The following is a 20,568-nucleotide window of genomic DNA, read 5'->3' on the forward strand; positions in this document are numbered from 1 at the left end:
CCACGGTTTGCCGCTCATCTCCCCATCGTCGATAGACATGCGTTCTCCGTTGGAAGCCTGGTCAATGAAACCACGCCGACGAAGAGATAACGCTGATCTGGATCAACCAGGCTCGATAACCCGGCAACGGCGGGTTCACGGTCGAGTGGTCGATTGCCGTGAAAACGTTTGCATGTCTAGGCATTCTGAATGGTCGGCTTCCCAATCGCGGGCCCCTACTGGCCAAAGGTTCGGCAACGTATTGTGGCTGATCCGTTCTTCGCACGCGCGCCGATATCATCATGACGAGGCAATCCAGCAAAGACTCGGTCGACTGACGACCAGCATCCGCACAGTCGTTGGGCGCCGCCAACCGGTTCAGCCTCGCGGCTCTTCCCGATCGATAAGGATCCGCTGGGCGGAGCCGTCGAGATCTTCGTATTGGCCGCTCTTCATATCCACAGGAAGCGCCGGTCCAAGCCCCACCAAAACAGGCAGCGGCCATCGCATTCCGTCAGGACGGGCATCTTGCTGCCGACAGCGTGCTCTCCGCCCATGACGGGCGCTAGACGCCGAAGGAACTCGCCGACAGCCTCATGTCCAAGTGATGTGGGAAGGGAGCAGAACCAAAGGGACTCTGCTCCGCGTCCCCGCCTTTTCCGCAGCTATGAAACCTTCACCGAACGGATCCGTACTGAGGAGGAGGCCGTCCTTGACTTGCCCGACGCCGGCAACCTTCTCAGCCGCAACGATCGCTGCCTTCCGCTGACGCTCGTCGACAATCGCCCCCTTCAGTTCGACAAGGCCGTCGCTGACCCTCACATCGATCAAGTCACCACCGCTCCAGGTTTGTGACTGCAGTTCGGCAAGGATAGCCTTGCGGATCAGGTCGTCATCGGGTGGCGTGGTTCCCTGTTTCGGCATGGCGCGGATCAGGACAAGCAGCAAATCAGTTCGCGTGATGATGCCGATGACCCTGTCCCGATCGACAATCGGAAGATTGTTGATGCGATGTTGCATCATCAGGTCGACAATATCTGCAATCGAGGCGCTAGGAGGCGCCGAGATGACGGGTGTGGTCATCACCTGATGGATGATCCGTCCGTTCGAGCGCGCATAGTCATTGGCGACTGTGCCCGGGCCAAGATCAAACTCCAGCCAGCGCGGACGCACACGCTGGGTCCCAAGTTCTTCTCGGCGCAAGAAGTCGCTTTTGCTTACAATACCAATCAGGGTGCCGTCGCTGTCTGCTACCGGCAGGCAGCTGACCTTGTTTGAAAGCATGAGCTCGACCGCTTGCGCGATCGTCGCGTTCGCATCCGTCGTGATGACTGGCTTTGTCATTATGGATTGGGCTTGCATCCTCACCCTCCTGATCTTTCGTCGGACGACGATAGGACATCCCGACCCGCGGCGCGTTGATCTGAGTCACTTGGAACAAGGAGGATTCTCCGCGCCGTCGTCGCGGTCGATTAGAATGCGCTCCGCAGCGCCATCGAGATCATCGTATTGGCCGCTTCTCAACGCCCACAGGAAGCCGGACAGGCCGAGTGCGCCAAGGAACAACGCCACCGGAATGAGATAGGCGAGCGTCGTCATGAGGATCGGGCCAAGGTGCCGGCCCGCGCGGGCCTGTCCTGCCGCGCAGTTTCGGACGACGCACCCGTTGCGAAGCCTTGCAGACGCATTGCGTTTCCAATCACAAGCAATGACGAGGCAGACATCGCGACCGCCGCGATGAGAGGCGTAACATGGCCCAGAATGGCGATCGGCACGGCCACAGCATTGTAAACGATTGCAATTGTTATGTTCTGTCGGATCAGGCTTCCCGCCTTGCGCGACACGTCCAGCGCCAGCGGGATCGCCAAGAGGCTTTCGCGCAGAAAAACGAAGTCGGCTGCATTGCGGCCAATGTCGGCGGCGGTGGCGGGTGCGATCGAGACATGCGCGGCGCTCAGCGCCGGCGTGTCATTGAGGCCGTCGCCAACCATCAGAACCTTGTGCCCGTCTCTCGCCAGGCTCTCGATGCGTTCAACCTTGCCGGACGGCAGCAGGCAGGGAACGAAGTCGTCGACACCAAGCACGTCCGCAACCTCGGCGCAGCCTTTCGCGGTATCGCCCGACAGCATTTCCACGCACATACCAGCGTTGCGTAGTTGATCGATCGCTGCCCTGGTGTCGAGGCGCAGCGCATCCTCGAAAACGAAGGATGTGACAATCATGCCGTTTTTCGTCAGGACTGTTCCGCCGTAGCCATGTCTGCCTTCGCCGCCGGTTCGAGCCTTCCAGCCAGCCCATCCGCGTCTACCCAGCCGCCAGATGCTACCGGCGGCTGTGGCTTCGATCCCGGAACCCGGGTGCTCGGTCACCGCGTCGAATTTGTGCTGGCTGCTGCTGACGGAAAAGCTGGCAATGGCCTTTGAATATGGATGACGCGAATGCGCGGCCAAGTCGGCAGCGATTGCCAGCATGGCGGGATCAATCGAAGCTGCGTTGACGAGCCGTGGCTTCCCAAGCGTGAGCGTCCCGGTCTTGTCGAACACGGCTGTATTGATCGTCGCCAGGCGCTCCATTGCCGAGCCGTCCTTGACCATGATGCCGTTTTCGAACAGGCGCCGCGCGGCCACCACCTGAACGATTGGAACGGCGAGGCCAAGCGCGCACGGGCATGTGATGATGAGAACAGCGATTGCGATCGTCATCGCCCGGTGCCAGTCGCCAGTCACCGCCATCCAGCCCAGGAAGGTTGCCAAGGCGGTGAGATGAACCACGGGCGCGTAGAGTGCCGACACGCGGTCGGCGATACGGCGATACCGGGCGCGACCACCTTCGGCGGCCTCTATCAACCGAACCATTTCCGCCAGGAACGAATCCTTGGCGGCCGCTGTCGCCTCAATCGTCAGCGGACCGGTGAGGTTGAGGACACCGGCCTGCACAATCTCCCCTGGCGCGACGTTTCGCGGCGTGCTCTCGCCAGTGACCAGTGAGCAGTCAAGATCCGACGCTCCATGAACGATCGTGCTGTCGACGGGGATTCTCTCGCCGGCTGCAATGAGCAGTTGCATCCCTGGTTCGATTTCGCCAACCGGCAAATAGTCCCGTGCGCCATCGCCGCGCAGCACCATGGCGCCACGCGCAGCCAACTGTGACAGGTTCTTTACCGCGGTCCGCGCGCGTTCGCGCATCACGTGATCGAGCGTGCGGCCGATCAACAGGAAGAACAGCAGCGATACCGACGCGTCGAAATAGGCGTGGTCGCCATGGGTGATCGTCTCATAGAGGCTCATGGCGTAGGCCAGCGACACGCCGACGGCGATCGGCACGTCCATGTTCATGCGGCCGTGGCGCAGCGCAGTCCACGCCGATTTGAAGAAGATCCCGCCGGCAAAGGCGAGGGCGGGAATGGCGATGAGCGCCGAGACCCAGTGGAACAAATCGCGCGTGGCGCCTTCGGCGCCGGACCAGACCGATACCGAGAGCAGCATGATGTTGCCCGCCGCAAAGCCGGCAACGGCGACGGCGCGGATGAGCTCCGATAACGTCCTGTCCTTCGCATCGGTGTCGGCTTCGAACAGATGTGCCTGGTAGCCCAGGCGCCCGAGCACTGCGACCAATGGTGGAACCTCATCGCCGCGCCACTGGACCGAGACCCGCTTCGTTGAAAGGTTGACGCGGGCGGCCTGGACGTGATTGAGCTTTCCCAACGCGGTCTCGATCATCTGGATGCAGGCGCCGCAGTGAACCGTCGGTACCGACAGGTCGGTCTGATGAAGGTCATCGCCCAGCGACCGGCTCGCCAGCCTGACCTCCTGGCTTGACGGCAGGACCGAAGCGGGGCTGACCAGATCCAGCGCCATTTCAGCGCCCGGCGCGCAGCAGCTCATTTCAGCACCCCTTGGGAAATCATGACCCTGCGCACGTCGCGATAAGGTTTTGCCAGGCCGGCATCGGCGTCTATTTCGATGATCCAGACACCATCCCTTGGCACGTGTTGTGCTGCAAACTCCTGGCCAGAGACCAGGGCGAGCGTGACGGACTCATCCTCTTTCTCGTAAGCCGGATGGCGAAACAGCACCTTCACGCCATGCAGGGAAACCGGTTTGCCCGCGGCGTCGATGATGCGATAGCGGACTTCGCCCCATGCGATGGTCAACTGGCCGGTCCAGCCAAGCGCTGCCTGCGCACGGCCTTCCTCGGCCTTCTTGTTGAATTGCTGGCTCGCCACATAGGTATTTTCGACGACAAGGCCGGTCCAGCTTGTGTTGGCAAGCGTCGCCATCGTCAGATTGACCGCGATGACCACGCCGAAAAAGGCAAGGACGGTGGCCAACATGTGCCTGCCGGTGAACTCGCGGGGTTTTCGCGTGGTGGCGTTCATCTGGCGATCTCCGGCGCGTTGAAAGTGGCGGTGTATTCATTGGACTCGAAGCTGACCTTGTCTTCGACCCGGAATGTGAAGGTCTGCGCCTGGCCATGAATCTGGTCGGCGGGCAGGCGCACGAAAACCTTCAACATCTTCAGCCGGTCGGGTTCGACCTGTACTGCAAAGGAGCGATCGGCGGGGAGATCGACGCCAACGATGCTCATCTCCGCGCCTGGCAAACCCCCGAGGGTGACGATAATCGTTCTCGGTTCGGGGATCATGTTCAAGAGCTTGACGGTATAGCCATTGCGGATCGAGCCGTCCGAGAGCGTCACGAATTGCGGGTTGCGGTCGTGCAGGACATTGATTTCGAGCCGGTCGCGCGTCAGCAGCGAAAAGAGCAGGCCCAGCCCGATCAGCGACCACATGGCCATGTAGACATAGGTTCGTGGCCGAAAGATCTTGTGGATATGGAAATGCGCCACCCTGTCCGAAAACACGCCGTCATCCGTCCTGACCAGTGATGGATCGACCGAGCTGGCGCCGCCTGCGGTAGCCAGCATCATGTTGGCGTTGTAGTCGGAGAGCGTCGCGTAGGAGATCAGTCCTCGCGCTTTGCCGAGCTTGTCCATGACGCCGTCACAGGCATCGATGCAGAGCGCGCAGGTGATGCATTCGAGTTGCTGACCGTCGCGTATGTCGATCCCCATCGGACAGACGGCGACACAGGCATTGCAGTCGACGCAATCGCCGACGGGATGCCCTGCGGCAAGAACCTTCTTGGCGTGACGCGTGCGCGGTTCGCCGCGCCAGTCATTGTAGGTGACGGTGAGCGAGCTCTCGTCGAGCATGGCTGCCTGGATGCGCGGCCATGGGCACATATAGGTGCAGACCTGTTCGCGCATCAGCCCGCCAAACGTGTAGGTCGTCGCCGTCAGGACCGCGACGGTGATGTAGGCGACAGGCGCTGCCGTGCCGGTGGAGAGTTCGCCGAGCAGCGTCGGCGCATCGGCGAAATAGAAGATCCATGCGCCACCAGTCGCTGCGGCTATGACCAGCCAGATGACGTGTTTCGATGCCCGCAGCACAAGCTTACGAGTGGTCCAGGGACCGGCATCGAGCTTGATGCGTGCGTTGCGGTCGCCCTCGATCGCGCGCTCGACGACCAGGAACAGATCGACCCATACGGTCTGTGGGCATGTGTAGCCACACCAGGCACGGCCAACAGTCGACGTGATCAGGAAAAGACCGACGCCGGCCATGACCAGAAGGCCGGCGACATAGTAGAATTCCTGGGGCCATATCTCGATGAAGAAGAAATAGAAGCGCCGGTTGGCGACATCAAGCAGCACCGCCTGGTCGGGGGCAAACGGACCCCGATCCCAGCGCAGCCATGGCGTCAGATAGTAGATGCCCAGCGTGATCGCCATCACGATCCATTTAAATCGGCGAAAGCTGCCCGAGGCCCGCTTCGGGAAGATCTTCCTGCGCGCGGCATACATTGGCTGACGCACCTTGGCGGAGTTGACCGGCGTGGGTTCGATCCTTTCTATTTGCGTGTTATCGAGCACGAGAAGCTCCAGTCACCAGCGACGATTTCGCCGGAAGCCGACTCATCGGTTCTGGATGATGCCGAGGCCCGGCTTGCGCCGGGCCTCGTCGCTTGGCGGGAGGGGGAGGACGAGAATAGGCTGCTTTGCTATTCTCCGCCGCCAAGCGAATGGATGTAGACCGCCAGTTCCTTGACCTTGGTCTCGCCGAGGCGCGCGCCCCAGGCCGGCATCACGCCCTGTTTCGGCGCGGTGACCTGGGCGGCGATGGCCGCTTCGCCTGACCCGTAGAGCCAGATGGCGTCGGTCAGATCTGGAGCGCCGAGTTCCTTGTTGCCTTTTGCATTGTCGCCGTGACAGGCCACGCAGTTTTCGGCAAAGACCTTTGCGCCCGGCGCGACCAATGCTTGATTGACGACGGCCCCCGACAGACTGGCGACGTAGGCGCTGACCTGTTTGATCTGGTCGGCGGTGATGATGTCGGCAAAGGCGGGCATTTCCGACAGGCGCGTATCCGGATCGGAGGCGAAGCGAATGCCATGGGTGATCGTCTGCTGAATCTGGTCCGCCTTGCCGCCCCACAGCCAGTCGTCGTCGTTAAGGTTGGGGAAGCCCTTGGAGCCCTGGGCGCCGGAACCATGGCACTGCACGCAATTGAGCTTGAACGCGGCACCGCCGGCGGCGACGGCGAATTCGCGCAGCGTGTCGTCCGCCGCGATCTCCGAAACACTTTTCGCTTCTATCGCGGCGACATATTTGCCCTTGGCCGCTTCAGCCGCGGACAACTCGTTCCCGACATCGTTGCGGCTGGAGTAGCCGAGCACCCCCTTGGTTGCCGTGTGCAGCAGAGGCCATGCCGGATAGGCGATCGTGTACCCGATCGCCCAGACTATGGTGATGTAGAACGTCCAGACCCACCAGCGCGGAAGCGGGTTGTTGAGCTCCCGAATGCCGTCCCACTCATGACCGGTGGTTGAGATGCCGGAAACCTCGTCGATGTGATCGCTGCTCATGATCAGTCCTCCTTCAGAGGAATTTGAGCTGCTTCGCCGGCTTGCCTGCGGCTTCCGGGACGAACTGCAAAGGCAACAGATCCGATGAAGAAAAGAGCCATGGCAAGTAGGCCCCAGCTGTCGGCAAACTCCCGCATGAAATTGTACGTCATGGCCATTGTCCTCAGCGGTAGCCGGCGGTCTCACCGTAGTTCTTGAAATCGACCAGCGTGCCCAGCATCTGGAGATAAGAAACCAGCGCGTCCATTTCGGTGACTTGCTGCGGGTTGCCGTCGAAGTCGCCGATCTTGGCCTTGGGGTAGCGGGCCTCGAGGCCGGATGTGTCGGCGTTGGGATCAGCCTGCGCCATCAAATCGGCATTGGCGTTGGCGATCATGTCGTCGGAGTAAGGGACGCCGACGCGCCTGTTGGCGACCAGATGCGTCGAGAAGTCCTTCACCGCGATCGGCTTGTCCTTAAGGAAGGCATAGCTCGGCATGATCGATTCCGGTACCACGGACCGTGGATCTGTCAGGTGATCCACGTGCCACAGGTTGGAATACCGGTCGCCAACGCGGGCGAGATCCGGTCCGGTGCGCTTCGATCCCCACTGGAAGGGGTGGTCGTATATCGACTCGGCCGCCAGGCTGTAGTGGCCGTAGCGCTCGACCTCGTCGCGGAACGGGCGGATCATCTGGCTGTGGCAGAGGTAGCAGCCCTCGCGGACATAGATGTTTCGACCAGCAAGTTCGAGCGGCGAGTAAGGCCGCATGCCCTCCACCTTCTCGATCGTGTTGTCGAGATAGAAGAGCGGCGCGATCTCGACGATGCCGCCGATTGTCACGACCAGCAGCGACCCGAGGAGGAGAAGTGTAGCGTTCTTCTCGATGACCGCGTGTCTGTTCATCAACCTCATTTTCTGTCTCATCATCGCGCAAGCTGGAGGGCGGGGGTGGAGCGCGGCATCGGATCCTGCTCGCGCCGGTAGCCGAGGATGGTCATGGCGATGTTCCAGGCCATGATCAGGGTGCCGGAGAGGTACATGGCCCCACCGATGGCGCGCATGATGTAATAAGGGTGCATAGCGGCCACGGTTTCGGCGAAGGAGTAGACCAGGAAGCCCTGCTCGTCGTATTCGCGCCACATCAGGCCCTGCATGATGCCGGACACCCACATGACAGCGGCGTAGACAACGATGCCAAGCGTCGCCAGCCAGAAGTGCCAGGTAACGAGCCTGAGCGAATAGAGCCGTTCACGGTTCCAGAGTCTCGGCACCATGAAGTAGATTGCGCCAAACGAGATCATGCCGACCCAGCCGAGCGCGCCGGAGTGAACGTGGCCAATGGTCCAGTCGGTATAATGCGACAGAGAATTGACCGTCTTGATCGACATCATCGGGCCTTCGAAGGTCGACATGCCGTAGAAGGCGATGGCCATCACCATCATGCGGATGATGGGATCGGTGCGCAGCTTGTCCCAGGCGCCCGACAGCGTCATCAGGCCGTTGATCATGCCGCCCCATGACGGCATCCACAGCATGATCGAGAACACCATGCCGAGCGTCTGCGCCCAATCGGGCAAAGCGGTGTAGTGCAGGTGATGCGGCCCGGCCCAGATGTAGAGGAAGATGATTGCCCAGAAATGGACGATCGACAGGCGGTAGGAATAGACCGGCCGGTTGGCCTGCTTGGGCACGAAATAGTACATCATGCCGAGGAAGCCGGCGGTGAGGAAGAACCCGACGGCATTGTGGCCGTACCACCACTGCGTCAGGGCGTCCTGGACTCCGGAAAATGCGGAATAGCTCTTGGAGCCGAGAAAGGAGGCCGGCATCGACAGGTTGTTGATCACATGCAGCATCGCGATGGTCACGATGAAGGAAAGATAGAACCAGTTGGCGACGTAGATGTGCGGTTCCTTGCGCTTCAGGATGGTGCCCAGAAACAGGATCAGGTAGCCGACCCAGACGATGGTCAGCCAGATGTCGACATACCATTCGGGTTCCGCATATTCGCGGCTCTCGGTGATGCCGAGCAGATAACCTGTCGCGGCCATGACGATGAAGAGCTGGTAGCCCCAGAACACGAACCAGGCGAGATCGCCACCGAACAGCCGAGCGCGGCATGTGCGTTGGACGACATAGAGAGACGTGCAAAGCAACGCATTGCCGCCGAAGGCGAAGACGACGCCCGAGGTGTGCAGAGGCCGCAAGCGGCCGAAGTTGAACCAGGGCTGGATGTTGAGATCGGGATAGGCAAGCTGCAGCGCGATGACCACCCCGACCACCATGCCAACCACACCCCAGAACATGGTGGCGATGGCGCCGTAGCGGATTGGCCCGTCCATGTAAGCGGACGGGTCGATCGGAGCGGCAGGCTTGAACTCAGTGTTACGCAGTAGGATCGCAGTGAAGCCAGCCAAGGCGAAGAACAAGACCCACATATGCTGGCGAAAGGGTTCATCCACCCCAGCGCCAGCCGCCACCAAAGCCGCGAATGCGAACAGGCTTAGAAGCACGATTTCTTTGCCGAATTTCATCGCAAGCCCCGATTTCCAATTCCGGCGGATGCCAAACCGCGGTGCCTTATTGCGCAGCCGTCGCCTGCTCGCCCTGATCCATGTCAGAGCCGCACCATTTTGCTCGAGCAGCATCGAGTTCGGTGCGATCAGACTGCGACGATCGAATGTGGAAGCGCACCAACGGCCGCCCGTTTATGGATGGGGCCTGGCGTCCCCGGTCGGGCCCCGGGTGCGGAGGCGACCGCGGGCGTGTGGGGGAGCGCACCTTCTGCGACGCTGGAAAGCAGGTCGACGCCTTACCGAACCCCGCGTTCAATGCCTTGGAACAGCGAGCGCCAGCGTTACGCTGCCGTCGTGACATTCATGGCTTGGGGAGACGGCGATTTTCCCCTGCGGATGAGGCGTATTGACTTCGGCCAAGTGTGGATGCTTCGCCGACGAGCCGAAAGGCAACTGGCGCATACGATCGGATGGAGAACGGGCTGTCGCTACGCGACTTCTTCTGAGCCCAACGCGAGCATGCCCTGCCCCGAATGAAGTAAGTGACGGGGGCCATGCAGCTCTGCGTCATTCAAACGGCTGTAGCGCCTCGGCCGCCGCAGCGCCGTTCCAGCCGGCTCATGCTGTCCACGGTGACGCGGCGGTTGTTCTCGATCCGAATCACGCCGTCCATTCTCAGGCTGGTCAGCTGACGGCTCACGGTCTCGTTTGTGATTCCAAGGAAATCAGAAATGTCGGCACGCGTCATCGGCAGCTCGAAGCACGTCGAGCTAGCCGTCGGGTCAACATTGGAGTCGATGTTCCGGGCAATCATGAGGAGAAAGCTCGCCACCTTCTCTGGTGCGGTCTTGCGCCCCAGAGTCACCATCCATTCGCGTGCCTCGTCAAGTTCGTTCAGCGCCTGCTTGAGCAGGCGATGCACAAATTCGGGTGACTGCTTCATCATCCGTTCGATGGCCGCTCTGGGAAACGAGCATAGCGAGACAGCTGTTGCCGCTTCCGCATTAATCGCACTTTTCATCTTGAAGGGCCGACCCAGAAAATCCGGGGCGAACTGCAGGCCGACAATCTGTTGGCGTCCATCTGACAGGCTCTTCGTGAGCTTCACCACGCCTGAAAGCACGTTCGAATAACAGTCGACCGCCTCGGCGTCGCCGATCAGTTCGACCCCCGGCTCGATTTTGTGCCGCGACGACGTCTTGGCGAGCTGAGCCAAATGGTCTGGCTCTAGCGCGCCACAGACACCGCGGCGCCGTGCCTCGCAAGACAGGCAAAGAACGGGGATGCCGGAACTGTGAATATCCTGCCGTAATGTCATTCGATCGCTCTACCGCTCCGTGCGCGCAGGATAGCATCCACGGTAGAAAAATCCTTGCGGCAGTTTGTCCGTGCTGAAGGTTGATCGAAATCAGGGCTTAGGCTCATCCAAGCATCCACAGTTCGGGCGAGGCAAACACGGTGGACCACGACATGCGACAAAAGCTAGTTGCCAGATTTGGCGAGAACGTCCCGCGCTACACGAGCTACCCGACCGCGCCGCATTTCAATGCAAGCGTTGACGCTACCGTTTGTCGTGGCTGGCTACAGCGGCTCGATGAGGGCGACGAAATCTCGCTCTATCTGCACATCCCATACTGCGACAAGCTTTGCTGGTTTTGTGCCTGCCATACCAAGCAGACACGCCATTACGAACCGGTGACGATCTATCTCCGCTCACTGCATGCCGAGATCGCTACCGTCGCCGGTCTTGTTGGAGGCAAAGGTCGTGTGCGTGCCGTCCATTTCGGCGGTGGTTCGCCGACCATGCTCAAGCCCGAAGATATGGTGGCGCTGGGAACCGCCCTGCGCAACAGCTTCGGCTTTCTTCCCGGCGCCACGATCAGCGTTGAAATCGAACCCAACGATATGGACGATGCCCGCCTCGATGCGCTTGCCGAAATCGGCATGACCCGTGCGAGCCTCGGCGTTCAGGATTTCGATCCGAAGGTGCAAAAGGCGATCGACCGCGAGCAGAGCTTCCTGCAGACCAAGACGGTCGTCGACGGCGTTCGTTCGCGCGGCGTCGAATCCGTCAATCTGGACCTGCTCTATGGTCTGCCGCACCAGACCAGGGAAAGCGTCGCTTCTACGGTCACGCAGGCACTGACCCTGGAACCGGATCGGATCGCACTGTTTGGCTACGCGCATGTACCGTGGTTCAAGAAACATCAGACGATGATCGACGAGGCCTGGTTGCCGGGTCCCGCGGAGCGCTTTGCCCAGTCGCAACTGGCTGCACAGGCGATTGTAGACAATGGATACGAGGCAATCGGGCTCGACCATTTCGCCAAACCAGGCGATGCGCTGGCGATTGCGGCACACACCGGGACTTTGCACCGGAACTTTCAGGGCTACACGGACGATTGCTGCGAAATCTTGATCGGGCTCGGCCCGTCATCCATTAGCCAGTTTCGGCAAGGCTATGCGCAGAACATGCCTTCAACTAGCGAATATAGACGCATGGTTGATGACGGCGGGCTGGCCGCTGTTCGGGGTATCGCACTTTCCAACGACGACCGCGTTCGCGGCTGGATCATCGAACGTTTGATGTGCGACTTCGCCTTCTCGGCCATCGATCTGGTGGAACGCTTCGGCGAGGCCGGCCAGAGGCTCCTCCTTCAGTCAAGTTCCATGGCCCTCCACGATCCGGTTCGATTGCTTGAACTTGATGGCGACAGATTCGTTGTGCCGGCTGAAAGTCGCCCTTTCGTCCGAAGCATCGCGGCCAGGTTCGACAAATATTTCGAAGCTGGAACGGCCAGGCACTCGGCGGCAGTCTGAGCACTCAGAGGAACGGTCATGCCTCTCAGTCGATCATGGACCGCGGTACGTTTGTTCATCGGCGACCGTCTATCGAGACAAGATTCTGAGCGGACCAGACGCGTCTTGGCGCAGCGACGATATCGTCCGCTCGAGCCCTGCCTGTCGGATCATGGTTGTCGGCGACAGCTCCCTTCGACCTGAACCACCCGTTCACCCGAATTCTGCCGGCGCAGTTCCAGTGGAAAGGGCCTGGGCTAGACGGCTCTCTTGTTACCCCAGAGCACAACGTGCAGCTGCGGCAGCACGCGGGCCTCGAACCATCTGTCGCGGGTCACGCTGTCAACCAGCCACTCCATGCGCTTCAATATTCCGTCAAGGTCGACAGGCGCGTCATCATTTGTGGGGTGTGGCGGCGTGTGATTGCCGGGCTGCAGATAGATCGGAAGTTGCGGAAATTGCGCAGCGGCGTCTTTCGCGTAGGTGTAGTCCCTTTCGTCGAAAACAATGAGCTTGAGCACGACTTGGGGCTTGCCTTGTGCCGCCTGGAGGCACGCCTCGACAGCGGCCCAATCTGTCGTCATTCGGCTTGACGGCGGCTTTGGGCTGAGGATCAGCACGTCAAGCTGCGCAAACCAGTCCCTGGCAAGCGACCCTTGGGTTTCCAGCGCAAAACGGTAACCGTCACCATGGCCCCGGTCGATGAGCGCGCCGAGCGGCTGGATGGCCGGATTGCCGCCTGATAGCGACACCATCACCGGGCGGCCACCGGAAAGGGCAAGCACATTTTTCCACACCGCCCCAACGGACATCATCTCCCATTCATGCCGGAATTGATTGTCCACAGCATGGAGGCTGTCGCACCAGGAACAGCGATAGTCACACCCGCCGGTTCTGACGAAGATCGTCGGCAAACCTATGAGCACGCCCTCGCCCTGGATCGTCGGCCCGAAAATCTCGCTAACGCGGATTGCGGGATGAGTATTCGTCATGGCCGGTATTCCGCCCAGGTTTTCGGCGTTTCGCTCACCCGCACGGCCGCGGTTTCGCTCAGGCGTGCCTTGCACCAGTCGTAGAAATGTCTGGCCAGATATTCCGCCGTGACTTGCTCGTGTCCCAGCACGTCGTTGAGATGCCGGTGGTCGAAGCTCTCGTCGATGTAGCGTTTGAATGGCGCCAAGTCGTGGTAGTCGCGCACGAAGCCGTGATCGTCCAGTCCATCCGCTGAAAGCTCCACTTCGACGATGTAGTTATGTCCGTGCAGGCGCGCGCATTGGTGATCGGGTGGCAATGAGGTGAGCTGATGCGAGGCTGAGAAGTGGAATTCCTTGGTGATGCGGAACATTACGCGGTGGTCCTTCGCAGCGCTCCGAGCCAGAAGTCGGAGTCCTCATACTCGGTTGGGTCCGGGTGCCCAGCGATGTGAAACGCCTCACGCCGCTCGACGCAGGTCCCGCACCTCCCGCAATGACGCTCGGCGCCCTTGTAACAGGACCAGGTCTGCGCAAACGGCGTGCCGTATGTGGCTCCATCCATAACAATGTCCGCCTTCGTCAGGTTCACATAGGGTGCATAAAGGCGAATCTGCGCGTAGCCGTCGAGCGCGTGGTCCTGCATCATCTGGAAAGCGTCGATGAAGGCCGGACGGCAATCGGGATAGACAACGTGATCCCCACCATGCACGGCCGTCGCCACTGCGTCAGCGTCTTGCGCTGCGGCGAGGCCGAAGGCAATGGCCAACATGATGGCGTTCCGGTTGGGCACCACCGTTATCTTCATCGTGTCTTCGGCATAGTGCCCGTCGGGCACGTCCACATTGTCGGTCAGCGCGGAGCCGGAAAGGTCGCCGCCGATCTCGTGGATATCGATGATTCGCTGCGGGACACTCAGGCGCTCCGCGCAAAGGGTGGCGAAGCCCAATTCCTTCCTATGCCGTTGGCCGTAATCGAACGATAGCAGGCCGGTCAGCTGGTGCTCCGCTGCCACCTTGTGGGCAAGAGTAACGGAATCCAATCCGCCGGAGCAGACGACGAGAGTCTTCATCGTTGGGTCCTTGTTTTAACCGGGTAGGCTGCGACCGGAGATTTCTCTGCGCTCCATTACTTCAGGAAAACCATTTTGTGAAGTGAACGGAGACCAATTCGTGCGCTTGCGTGCGATGCGCAAAAAGCCATCGCGGTGAGCTGCAAGGACACTGACTGGCGAGACGTCACCCTTCAGCGGAATGCTCAAAGTCGAACGCTTCTCGGGGACAAAGTTCTCGACGAGCAGAGCCTGTCGGTCCCGAGCGCCGAGCGACGCCATTGCAACGGTTTCGGAGTACAAAGCTGAGATGGGCTTGCCGCAAACAGCTCACTTACCAGGGATGTTCAGCGATGCCGAAATCCAGATATCGGGGTGGATTATGAGATCAATTGTCGCGACAGCTTTGGCTGGCCTGCTCCTCGCGCTTCGTAGATGCAGCGCATTCCACGTCAGGATCATTTTGATGAGCACGCCCTCAATGGATAACCGGCGAACCCTGAATAACCGGTCGTGAGCCGACATCTGTGAACAAGCGGTGTGGTCGATTGCAATCACCCATGTCTTGCGCACAGGTACCTTATGGCAGTGGATGAACTGAACTTGATGGTTTTACAGATGGCAGTCGAAAGCGTCCGCTCGCTCTCGTTGAGCTTCGCTGAAAAAGCCGCCGAGATAGCCACCAGGAGCCGCGGCAGCCTGCTTTTCAACGTGCGGATCGACGGTGACGCGCAGGTCCAGAGGGTCGCAGCCATCCGATATCACGGCGGCCAATTCGGCGTGCTGGCGTTAGACGGACACGGCCTAGTTACCCACTATTGCATCGTTAACGGTATGTTCTCACATTACATTGCGGCCTTGGAGAGCTGGCACAGGATGCCCCTGTCGATGCAGGCCAAGATGGATGCCAACGGCAATGCCCGTCTCTTCGTAGCGGCGTTGCGGGATGCCGGACATATGCTGGGCACCTAGCATTTGGCCAGAGTGCATCTCTGAATTTGCAAGTGCATCACTGCGATGGCGCCGGCATGATCGTCATGCTCGAAAAGGGCTGCGGCGGCCGCGGCATAGGGGTCGCCGCGATGATGGTGTCAACGGCGTTGCATCGATGCGAGCGTTTAGAACAGAGGTCTCCTCCTGGCATCGAGCGTATGCAAGGAGCTACGCAAGCGCAAATGTATCAAGTATTTTGAAGGGACGACCCCTCATGCATACTTAGCTGCGATGCTCGGGCGGCATAAGCCTCGTTGCCATCTAGCCGCCTTGATGCACGGCGATAAGCTTTTGACGGCCTGAAGCGACGCTGTGGTCGCCGTTGCGGTGCTTTTCCACGCGCCTCGTCAGGCGCCGGGATTGCTCCGGCGTGATGGCAGGCGGGGGACGAAGCGGATATCGCCACCGTGGGCGCCGACCTCGACCCGCGCGATGATGCGCTCGACGCGGCTCCAACTAGCGGCGCCGTCAACGAACTTCTTGAACCTGCGGACCTTGCCTGTCTTGGCCGACGCTTCGAAGCGCGCGGTCGTGCTGGCCTCCAGATCCGCGACATGCTTGCGCAGGGTCGGGGTGGGCGCGAGGCCAAAGATGAAGTCGACGTCGTTGGCGCGGCACCAGTCGATGACCTGCGGGTTGCAATAAGGGCTATCGCCGCGGAGCAGGATTCGAATGTTCGGCCAGTTGATCTGGATCGCCCGCACCAGACGGCGCAGGTGGGGGCGGATCTCAGCCCCACTCGGCCGCTTGGCCGGTCGCAGGATCGCGCTGACGAACCGTCCCGCACCATCGAACACGACGATCGGCTGGAAGCCGTACTCGTCATGGTGGGCATTGAACAGGCGAAGCTGTTGGCCTCCGTGCACAGCGTCGAAGGTGTCGTCAATGTCGAGTACGATCCGCTTCGGCACTTGCCGGAACGAGGCGCAATAGAGATCGACCATCGCCCGCCCCATCGCGACCAGCTCCCGCACCCCGGGTAGGTTCTCCAGCCGGCACAGCGTCGATTGCGACGCCAGATCCCGACCCGACGGCAGCGCATCCTGGGCCATCTTGAAGACCGGATCGCGGCGCAGCCGGTTGGCGTCGTTGCCGTCCTCGTAGCGGCGCCGATCATCTTCATGCGAAAGTCGATCATGTCCGCCAGGCTGTGGACGACCTGGTCCGGGCAGCGCGGATCGTCGATGCAACGCGCCAGACGCTCGGCCACCCGCAACCGCTTTTCCACCTCGGCCTAGGCCAGAACGCCGCTGTGGACGACAGCATGCCGCCGTCGAAACGGGCGACGACGGACTTGCCGCCGACTAAAACCGCTCAGCGGCAGCGCAAGATCGTTCATGGTAGGTGTGGTCTCCGGGAAATTTCGGATCGGCTTAAGCAACCAAATCCTACGTCATTTCAACGGGCTTGCGCCACATCCACCAACCTCCATGAATTTGGTTAGGTTGATGCTGCGTGCCGCCGCCGTGAGGCCGCGCTCGCTAAGCAGCGCGTCGAGAACGACGAGAAGATTCAGATCGAGCCCTTTGAAAACGCATGTCTTAGCTATCCATAGCGTGGATGAATTTGATTGAAACAAACGATTTTACCAATTTTCCGGAATGTCGCATGGACCTGGCAGGACCTCACGTGCGCCGATCACTGCCTCTATCGCGTGGCGAGTCCCTTGAGAAGAGCCCGAAAGAGGAAATCTGTCGCGTGCGGTGGAGATTGTACTGGGAATGAGAGGCAGCGCTCCAAATCATGTCGAACTCTCCGACGAATGGCGACCGGTACATAGTTGATCGCAACTGGTCCGGAGCTATGAAACATCTCGATTACATATGAGTTGCCGAGTGAATACGCTGACAGCACCCACCGTCGCAGCGTTTAGCTGACGTTTGACGACGGTTCCTATCCATTTACACGCAGATTCTTGATGTGCTGGCGCAAAAGCGGGAGGCCGGCGACTTTTCTTCGTCATCGGGCTGACGCCGCAGAAGCCGGAACTCGTCCGGTTCCTATGGGCATTGGGCTTGGTCGGCGCACAGGCTCTATGAGGGGCAATTTTGGCAACGCGACGCGACTCGGGTTTTGAACGACGCCGAAAACGCAAGCTGGAAAGGAACAAGATGGCAGATCAACTCGCCAACGAAATAATCGCAATGATCAAGAAGCGCGCCGCGTCGGAGGGCGGCATAGCGCCTGCCACGGGCGGCGAAATAACGGCTGCCACGGGACTGACTTCGCTCGGTATCGATTCACTGGGATTGGCGGACGTTCTCTGGGACCTGGAGCAGGCCTACGGCATCGAGATCGAGATGAATACGGCCGAGGCATGGTCGGATCTCCAGAATGTTGGGGGCATGGTGGAAGCCGTGCGCAGCTTGCTCCCTACGGGGGTGTGAATGGACAGGCGCGTCGTGATTACTGGGATTGGCGGGATTTGCGGGCTTGGAACCAACGCCGCCGCCATTTGGACAGAGATGCGAGAAGGCCGCTCCGCCATCGGCCCAATCGTCAACTCCGAGTTCCATGAATTGAGGGTCAGGATCGGTGCCGAGATCAAGGCCCTGCCGGAGCATGACATCGACAGCAAGCAACTCATCTCCATGGACCGCTTCAGCCTGCTCGCTGTGCTTGCGGCGCGCGAAGCCATGCGTCAGGCCGGACTTTCCTCCAAAGAGGGAAATAGCTATCGCTTCGGTGCGACGGTGGGCGTTGGCGGCTGCGGGTGGGATGCGATCGAGCAAACCTACCGCGCCATCCTTCTGGGCGGTAAGCGTGCCGCTCTCTTGACTGTACCCAAGGCAATGCCGGGTGCCGCTGCCGGCCAGGTCAGCATGAGTCTCGGCCTGCGCGGGCCGGTCTTCGGCGTCACGTCCGCCTGTTCCTCGGCAAACCATGCGATTGCCTGCGCGGTGGACCAGATCAGGCTCGGCCGGGCCGACGTGATGCTTGCCGGCGGCAGCGAAGCGCCGCTCATATGGGGTGTGCTGAAGGCATGGGAAGCGATCCGCGTGCTTTCGCCCGATACTTGCCGGCCATTCTCGGCCGATCGCCAGGGCCTGTCGCTTGGTGAAGGCGCCGGCATGGCGGTGCTGGAAAGCTACGAGCATGCCTTGGCTCGGGGCGCCACCATCCTTGCCGAAATTGCCGGTGTCGGCCTTTCCGCCGATGCGTCCGGCATCGTCGCGCCGACTGTCGAGGGGCCGGAGGCAGCAATGCGGGCCTGCCTTGCCGATGCCAGGCTGGACGCCGAGGATGTCGACTATCTCAACGCGCACGGCACCGGCACCAAGGCCAACGACCAGATCGAGACGGCGGCGATCAAGCGCGTCTTCGGTCAGCACGCCTTCTCAATGTCCATTTCTTCTACCAAGTCCATGCACGCGCATTGCCTCGGCGCGTCCGGCGCGCTCGAGTTGATCGCCTGCGTGATGGCTATCCGCGAGAGCGTCGTCCCGCCGACTGCCAATTATCGTGAGCTGGACCCCGATTGCAATCTCGACGTCACGCCCAATGTGGCACGCGAGCGCAAGGTGCGCGTGGCACTGAGCAACTCCTTCGCCTTTGGCGGCACGAACGCGGTTCTGGCGTTCAGGCAGGTGTAGAAGCCATGAAAGATGCTTCCGGCAACATTATCTCTCGCATCCAGATGCTTGCCGGATAACCTTGTGAAGGGCGGGTCATTGACCGCCTCGGCGAATGCGGGAAGTGGCAGCGGAAGATCGAGGATCCGGGGGTATCGTCTTTGCGAAATTCTTAACTGTTGAACCGGCTTGGACGTACCGCCGCCCCGTAAAAGGTAAGCGAGGCCATGCGGGCTCGGCTTGAGGGTCTGAAGCTGTACACGACAATGTCTGGAAGCCGCAGGGTCGGCTCTGCGCCCGTTATAGTCGCCTGAGTGCTGCCGGCCCGGCCGCGCCGCGGGCGCCGTCAATGAGCTCCTTGAAAATGCGGACCTTGCCTCTCTTGGCCGACGCTTCCAGGCGTGCTGTCGTGCTGGCCTCCAGATCCGCCACATGCTTGCGCAGGGTCGTGGTGGGCGCGAGGCCAAAGATGAAGTCGACGCGCAGCACCAGTCGATGACCTGGGTTGCAATAATGGCTATCCCCGCGGAGCAGGATTCGAATGTTGGGCCAGTTGATCCGGATCGCCCGCACCAGACGGCGCAGGTGGGGGCGGATCTCAGCCCCACTCGGCCGCTTGGCCGGTCGCAGGATCGCGCTGACGAACCGTCCCGCACCATCGAACACGACGATCGGCTGGAAGCCGTACTCGTATGGTGGGCATTGAACAGGCGAAGCTGTTGGCCTCCGTGCACAGCGTCGAAGGTGTCGTCAATGTCGAGTACGATCCGCTTCGGCACTTGCCGGAACGAGGCGCAATAGAGATCGACCATCGCCCGTCCCATCGCGACCAGCTCCCGCACCCCGGGTAGGTTCTCCAGCCGGCACAGCGTCGATTGCGACGCCAGATCCCGACCCGACGGCAGCGCATCCTGGGCCATCTTGAAGACCGGATCGCGGCGCAGCCGGTTGGCGTCGTTGCCGTCCTCGTAGCCGGCGCCGATCATCTTCATGCGAAAGTCGATAATGTCCGCCAGGCTGTGGACGACCTGGTCCGGGCAGCGCGGATCGTCGATGCAACGCGCCAGACGCTCGGCCACCCGCAACCGCTTTTCCACCTCGGCCAAGGCCAGAACGCCGCTGTTGGACGACAGCATGCCGCCGTCGAAACGGGCGACGACGGACTAGCCGCCGACTGATGACAAACCGCTCAGCGGCAGCGCAAGATCGTTCATGGTGGGTGTGGTCTCCGGGAAATTTCGGATCGGCTTAAGCAACCAAATCCTACGTCATTTCAACGGGCTTGCGCCACATCCACCAACCCCCATGAATTTTTCAGGCTGGCAGAGAGGGTGCTTGCGGTGCACTCACTGACACGAGATCGCAAATGGAGGCGCGTGACCACCAGAACTGGCGACACCCAAGGTGGTCCGCTGGACCCGCAGGAGGAACCACAAGGTGTCAGCGGGCAGAGCGCAAGCGAGTCCCTACTTCGATCTTTCTAGAAGCGCGCCGGCAGCCTGGGCGGGGGGCTTGGGGGTCAGACTGCCGGCGCACGCCACTCACGAAGAGCGGCCCCTTTTCCTGGTTCGAACGCCCATAGTCAACCCGGAAACGTCAGGATGCCCGCCATGTTACTTTCAGAGCGGCGCGACTTCGCCATGGTGGACGATTCAGCCTAGGAGTAGCCACTCTCGTAGGCCGAGTTGATGCTCAAGCCAGCATCGCCTTGCCGAACTAGGAAGAGTTCGCCGTTAGTCCTTCGTCGCGAGCCGATGCCGTCGTGCACGTTTCGTAGC

18 protein-coding genes and 3 pseudogenes are annotated in these 20,568 nt (G+C 60.8%); 4 read left to right on the forward strand and 17 right to left on the reverse strand.

The annotated features are described in order from the left end of the window. Window positions 1-357: 357 nt before the first annotated feature. The 11 genes from ccoS (NKI64_RS28605) to NKI64_RS28655 all read right to left on the reverse strand — a co-directional run bounded on the left by ccoS (NKI64_RS28605) (window position 358) and on the right by NKI64_RS28655 (window position 10,722). On the reverse strand, window positions 358-489 hold the full coding sequence (gene ccoS, locus NKI64_RS28605) for a cbb3-type cytochrome oxidase assembly protein CcoS (RefSeq protein ID WP_081732297.1): 132 nt from the start codon (window positions 487-489) through the stop codon (window positions 358-360). 84 nt (window positions 490-573) lie between these two features. Further along, a complete protein-coding gene (locus NKI64_RS28610; protein ID WP_352671496.1) occupies window positions 574-1,341 on the reverse strand; it encodes a CBS domain-containing protein in 768 nt (255 codons plus the stop codon). A gap of 66 nt (window positions 1,342-1,407) precedes the next feature. Next, complete coding sequence (gene ccoS, locus NKI64_RS28615; RefSeq protein ID WP_023818738.1) at window positions 1,408-1,578, reverse strand: cbb3-type cytochrome oxidase assembly protein CcoS; 171 nt, start codon at window positions 1,576-1,578, stop codon at window positions 1,408-1,410. Next, complete coding sequence (locus tag NKI64_RS28620; RefSeq protein ID WP_352671498.1) at window positions 1,575-3,863, reverse strand: cation-translocating P-type ATPase; 2,289 nt, start codon at window positions 3,861-3,863, stop codon at window positions 1,575-1,577. The genes ccoS (NKI64_RS28615) and NKI64_RS28620 overlap by 4 nt, the downstream gene beginning before the upstream one ends. Beyond that, a complete protein-coding gene (locus tag NKI64_RS28625; RefSeq protein WP_023685548.1) occupies window positions 3,860-4,357 on the reverse strand; it encodes a FixH family protein in 498 nt (165 codons plus the stop codon). Before NKI64_RS28625 ends, NKI64_RS28620 begins: the two co-directional genes overlap by 4 nt. Then, window positions 4,354-5,913 carry a cytochrome c oxidase accessory protein CcoG gene (gene ccoG, locus NKI64_RS28630; protein WP_352671502.1) on the reverse strand — a complete coding sequence of 520 codons (1,560 nt, stop codon included), beginning with the start codon at window positions 5,911-5,913 and terminating at the stop codon, window positions 4,354-4,356. Before ccoG ends, NKI64_RS28625 begins: the two co-directional genes overlap by 4 nt. A 128-nt stretch (window positions 5,914-6,041) precedes the next feature. Next, complete coding sequence (ccoP, locus tag NKI64_RS28635; RefSeq protein WP_352671505.1) at window positions 6,042-6,905, reverse strand: cytochrome-c oxidase, cbb3-type subunit III; 864 nt, start codon at window positions 6,903-6,905, stop codon at window positions 6,042-6,044. Between the two features lie 2 nt (window positions 6,906-6,907). Continuing rightward, entirely contained in the window at window positions 6,908-7,057 is a 150-nt protein-coding gene (locus NKI64_RS28640) for a CcoQ/FixQ family Cbb3-type cytochrome c oxidase assembly chaperone (RefSeq protein WP_023690689.1), read from the reverse strand. Window positions 7,058-7,068: 11 nt separating this feature from the next. After that, window positions 7,069-7,800, reverse strand: coding sequence for a cytochrome-c oxidase, cbb3-type subunit II (ccoO, locus tag NKI64_RS28645; protein ID WP_352671508.1), 732 nt, complete (start codon window positions 7,798-7,800; stop codon window positions 7,069-7,071). 11 nt (window positions 7,801-7,811) lie between these two features. After that, complete coding sequence (gene ccoN / locus NKI64_RS28650) at window positions 7,812-9,422, reverse strand: cytochrome-c oxidase, cbb3-type subunit I (RefSeq protein WP_352671511.1); 1,611 nt, start codon at window positions 9,420-9,422, stop codon at window positions 7,812-7,814. A gap of 553 nt (window positions 9,423-9,975) precedes the next feature. Further along, window positions 9,976-10,722 (reverse strand): Crp/Fnr family transcriptional regulator, encoded by a 747-nt coding sequence (locus NKI64_RS28655; RefSeq protein ID WP_031204915.1) that lies wholly within the window; start codon window positions 10,720-10,722, stop codon window positions 9,976-9,978. 152 nt (window positions 10,723-10,874) lie between these two features. Here NKI64_RS28655 and hemN point away from each other — a divergent pair, with 152 nt between their 5' ends. Continuing rightward, window positions 10,875-12,224, forward strand: coding sequence for an oxygen-independent coproporphyrinogen III oxidase (gene hemN, locus NKI64_RS28660; RefSeq protein WP_352671548.1), 1,350 nt, complete (start codon window positions 10,875-10,877; stop codon window positions 12,222-12,224). 236 nt (window positions 12,225-12,460) lie between these two features. Here hemN and queE read toward each other — a convergent pair whose 3' ends face one another. The 3 genes from queE to queC are packed head-to-tail and all read right to left on the reverse strand — an operon-like array spanning window position 12,461 to window position 14,246. Next, window positions 12,461-13,195, reverse strand: coding sequence for a 7-carboxy-7-deazaguanine synthase QueE (queE, locus tag NKI64_RS28665; protein ID WP_023708064.1), 735 nt, complete (start codon window positions 13,193-13,195; stop codon window positions 12,461-12,463). Next, window positions 13,192-13,548 carry a 6-carboxytetrahydropterin synthase QueD gene (gene queD / locus NKI64_RS28670; protein WP_023673552.1) on the reverse strand — a complete coding sequence of 119 codons (357 nt, stop codon included), beginning with the start codon at window positions 13,546-13,548 and terminating at the stop codon, window positions 13,192-13,194. The genes queE and queD overlap by 4 nt, the downstream gene beginning before the upstream one ends. Continuing rightward, window positions 13,548-14,246, reverse strand: coding sequence for a 7-cyano-7-deazaguanine synthase QueC (gene queC / locus NKI64_RS28675; protein WP_023708066.1), 699 nt, complete (start codon window positions 14,244-14,246; stop codon window positions 13,548-13,550). The genes queD and queC overlap by 1 nt, the downstream gene beginning before the upstream one ends. Before the next feature lie 561 nt (window positions 14,247-14,807). Between queC and NKI64_RS28680 the strand changes: the two genes are divergently transcribed. Next, window positions 14,808-15,197: a hypothetical protein gene (locus tag NKI64_RS28680; RefSeq protein ID WP_023673549.1), complete on the forward strand. Its 390-nt coding sequence runs from the start codon at window positions 14,808-14,810 to the stop codon at window positions 15,195-15,197. 407 nt (window positions 15,198-15,604) lie between these two features. On the opposite strand, the pseudogene NKI64_RS28685 reads toward NKI64_RS28680, so the two are convergent. Beyond that, window positions 15,605-16,557: pseudogene (locus NKI64_RS28685) on the reverse strand (IS1380 family transposase); the annotation flags it as partial. A 96-nt stretch (window positions 16,558-16,653) separates the two neighbouring features. Then, a pseudogene (locus NKI64_RS28690) lies at window positions 16,654-16,767 on the reverse strand (LysR family transcriptional regulator); the annotation flags it as partial. A 562-nt stretch (window positions 16,768-17,329) separates the two neighbouring features. Between NKI64_RS28690 and NKI64_RS28695 the strand changes: the two are divergent. Both NKI64_RS28695 and NKI64_RS28700 read left to right on the forward strand, forming a co-directional pair. Continuing rightward, on the forward strand, window positions 17,330-17,605 hold the full coding sequence (locus NKI64_RS28695) for an acyl carrier protein (RefSeq protein ID WP_023673543.1): 276 nt from the start codon (window positions 17,330-17,332) through the stop codon (window positions 17,603-17,605). Further along, window positions 17,606-18,811 (forward strand): beta-ketoacyl-[acyl-carrier-protein] synthase family protein, encoded by a 1,206-nt coding sequence (locus tag NKI64_RS28700; RefSeq protein ID WP_352671516.1) that lies wholly within the window; start codon window positions 17,606-17,608, stop codon window positions 18,809-18,811. 318 nt (window positions 18,812-19,129) lie between these two features. Here the strand turns inward: NKI64_RS28700 and NKI64_RS28705 are convergent. Then, window positions 19,130-20,004: pseudogene (locus NKI64_RS28705) on the reverse strand (IS1380 family transposase); the annotation flags it as partial. Window positions 20,005-20,568 lie beyond the last annotated feature (564 nt).

Source organism: Mesorhizobium sp. M0478 (assembly GCF_040321305.1).
Classification (GTDB): domain Bacteria; phylum Pseudomonadota; class Alphaproteobacteria; order Rhizobiales; family Rhizobiaceae; genus Mesorhizobium.

Excerpts from the sequence above, each read along its gene's own strand:
- ccoS (WP_081732297.1), bottom strand. The coding sequence starts at position 489 with ATGCGATGGCCGCTGCCTGTTTTGGTGGGGCTTGGACCGGCGCTTCCT.
- NKI64_RS28610 (WP_352671496.1), bottom strand. The coding sequence starts at position 1,341 with ATGCAAGCCCAATCCATAATGACAAAGCCAGTCATCACGACGGATGCG.
- ccoS (WP_023818738.1), bottom strand. The coding sequence starts at position 1,578 with ATGACGACGCTCGCCTATCTCATTCCGGTGGCGTTGTTCCTTGGCGCA.
- NKI64_RS28620 (WP_352671498.1), bottom strand. The coding sequence starts at position 3,863 with ATGAGCTGCTGCGCGCCGGGCGCTGAAATGGCGCTGGATCTGGTCAGC.
- NKI64_RS28625 (WP_023685548.1), bottom strand. The coding sequence starts at position 4,357 with ATGAACGCCACCACGCGAAAACCCCGCGAGTTCACCGGCAGGCACATG.
- ccoP (WP_352671505.1), bottom strand. The coding sequence starts at position 6,905 with ATGAGCAGCGATCACATCGACGAGGTTTCCGGCATCTCAACCACCGGT.
- NKI64_RS28640 (WP_023690689.1), bottom strand. The coding sequence starts at position 7,057 with ATGACGTACAATTTCATGCGGGAGTTTGCCGACAGCTGGGGCCTACTT.
- ccoO (WP_352671508.1), bottom strand. The coding sequence starts at position 7,800 with ATGAGGTTGATGAACAGACACGCGGTCATCGAGAAGAACGCTACACTT.
- ccoN (WP_352671511.1), bottom strand. The coding sequence starts at position 9,422 with ATGAAATTCGGCAAAGAAATCGTGCTTCTAAGCCTGTTCGCATTCGCG.
- NKI64_RS28655 (WP_031204915.1), bottom strand. The coding sequence starts at position 10,722 with ATGACATTACGGCAGGATATTCACAGTTCCGGCATCCCCGTTCTTTGC.
- hemN (WP_352671548.1), top strand. The coding sequence starts at position 10,875 with ATGCGACAAAAGCTAGTTGCCAGATTTGGCGAGAACGTCCCGCGCTAC.
- queE (WP_023708064.1), bottom strand. The coding sequence starts at position 13,195 with ATGACGAATACTCATCCCGCAATCCGCGTTAGCGAGATTTTCGGGCCG.
- queD (WP_023673552.1), bottom strand. The coding sequence starts at position 13,548 with ATGTTCCGCATCACCAAGGAATTCCACTTCTCAGCCTCGCATCAGCTC.
- queC (WP_023708066.1), bottom strand. The coding sequence starts at position 14,246 with ATGAAGACTCTCGTCGTCTGCTCCGGCGGATTGGATTCCGTTACTCTT.
- NKI64_RS28680 (WP_023673549.1), top strand. The coding sequence starts at position 14,808 with ATGGCAGTGGATGAACTGAACTTGATGGTTTTACAGATGGCAGTCGAA.
- NKI64_RS28695 (WP_023673543.1), top strand. The coding sequence starts at position 17,330 with ATGGCAGATCAACTCGCCAACGAAATAATCGCAATGATCAAGAAGCGC.
- NKI64_RS28700 (WP_352671516.1), top strand. The coding sequence starts at position 17,606 with ATGGACAGGCGCGTCGTGATTACTGGGATTGGCGGGATTTGCGGGCTT.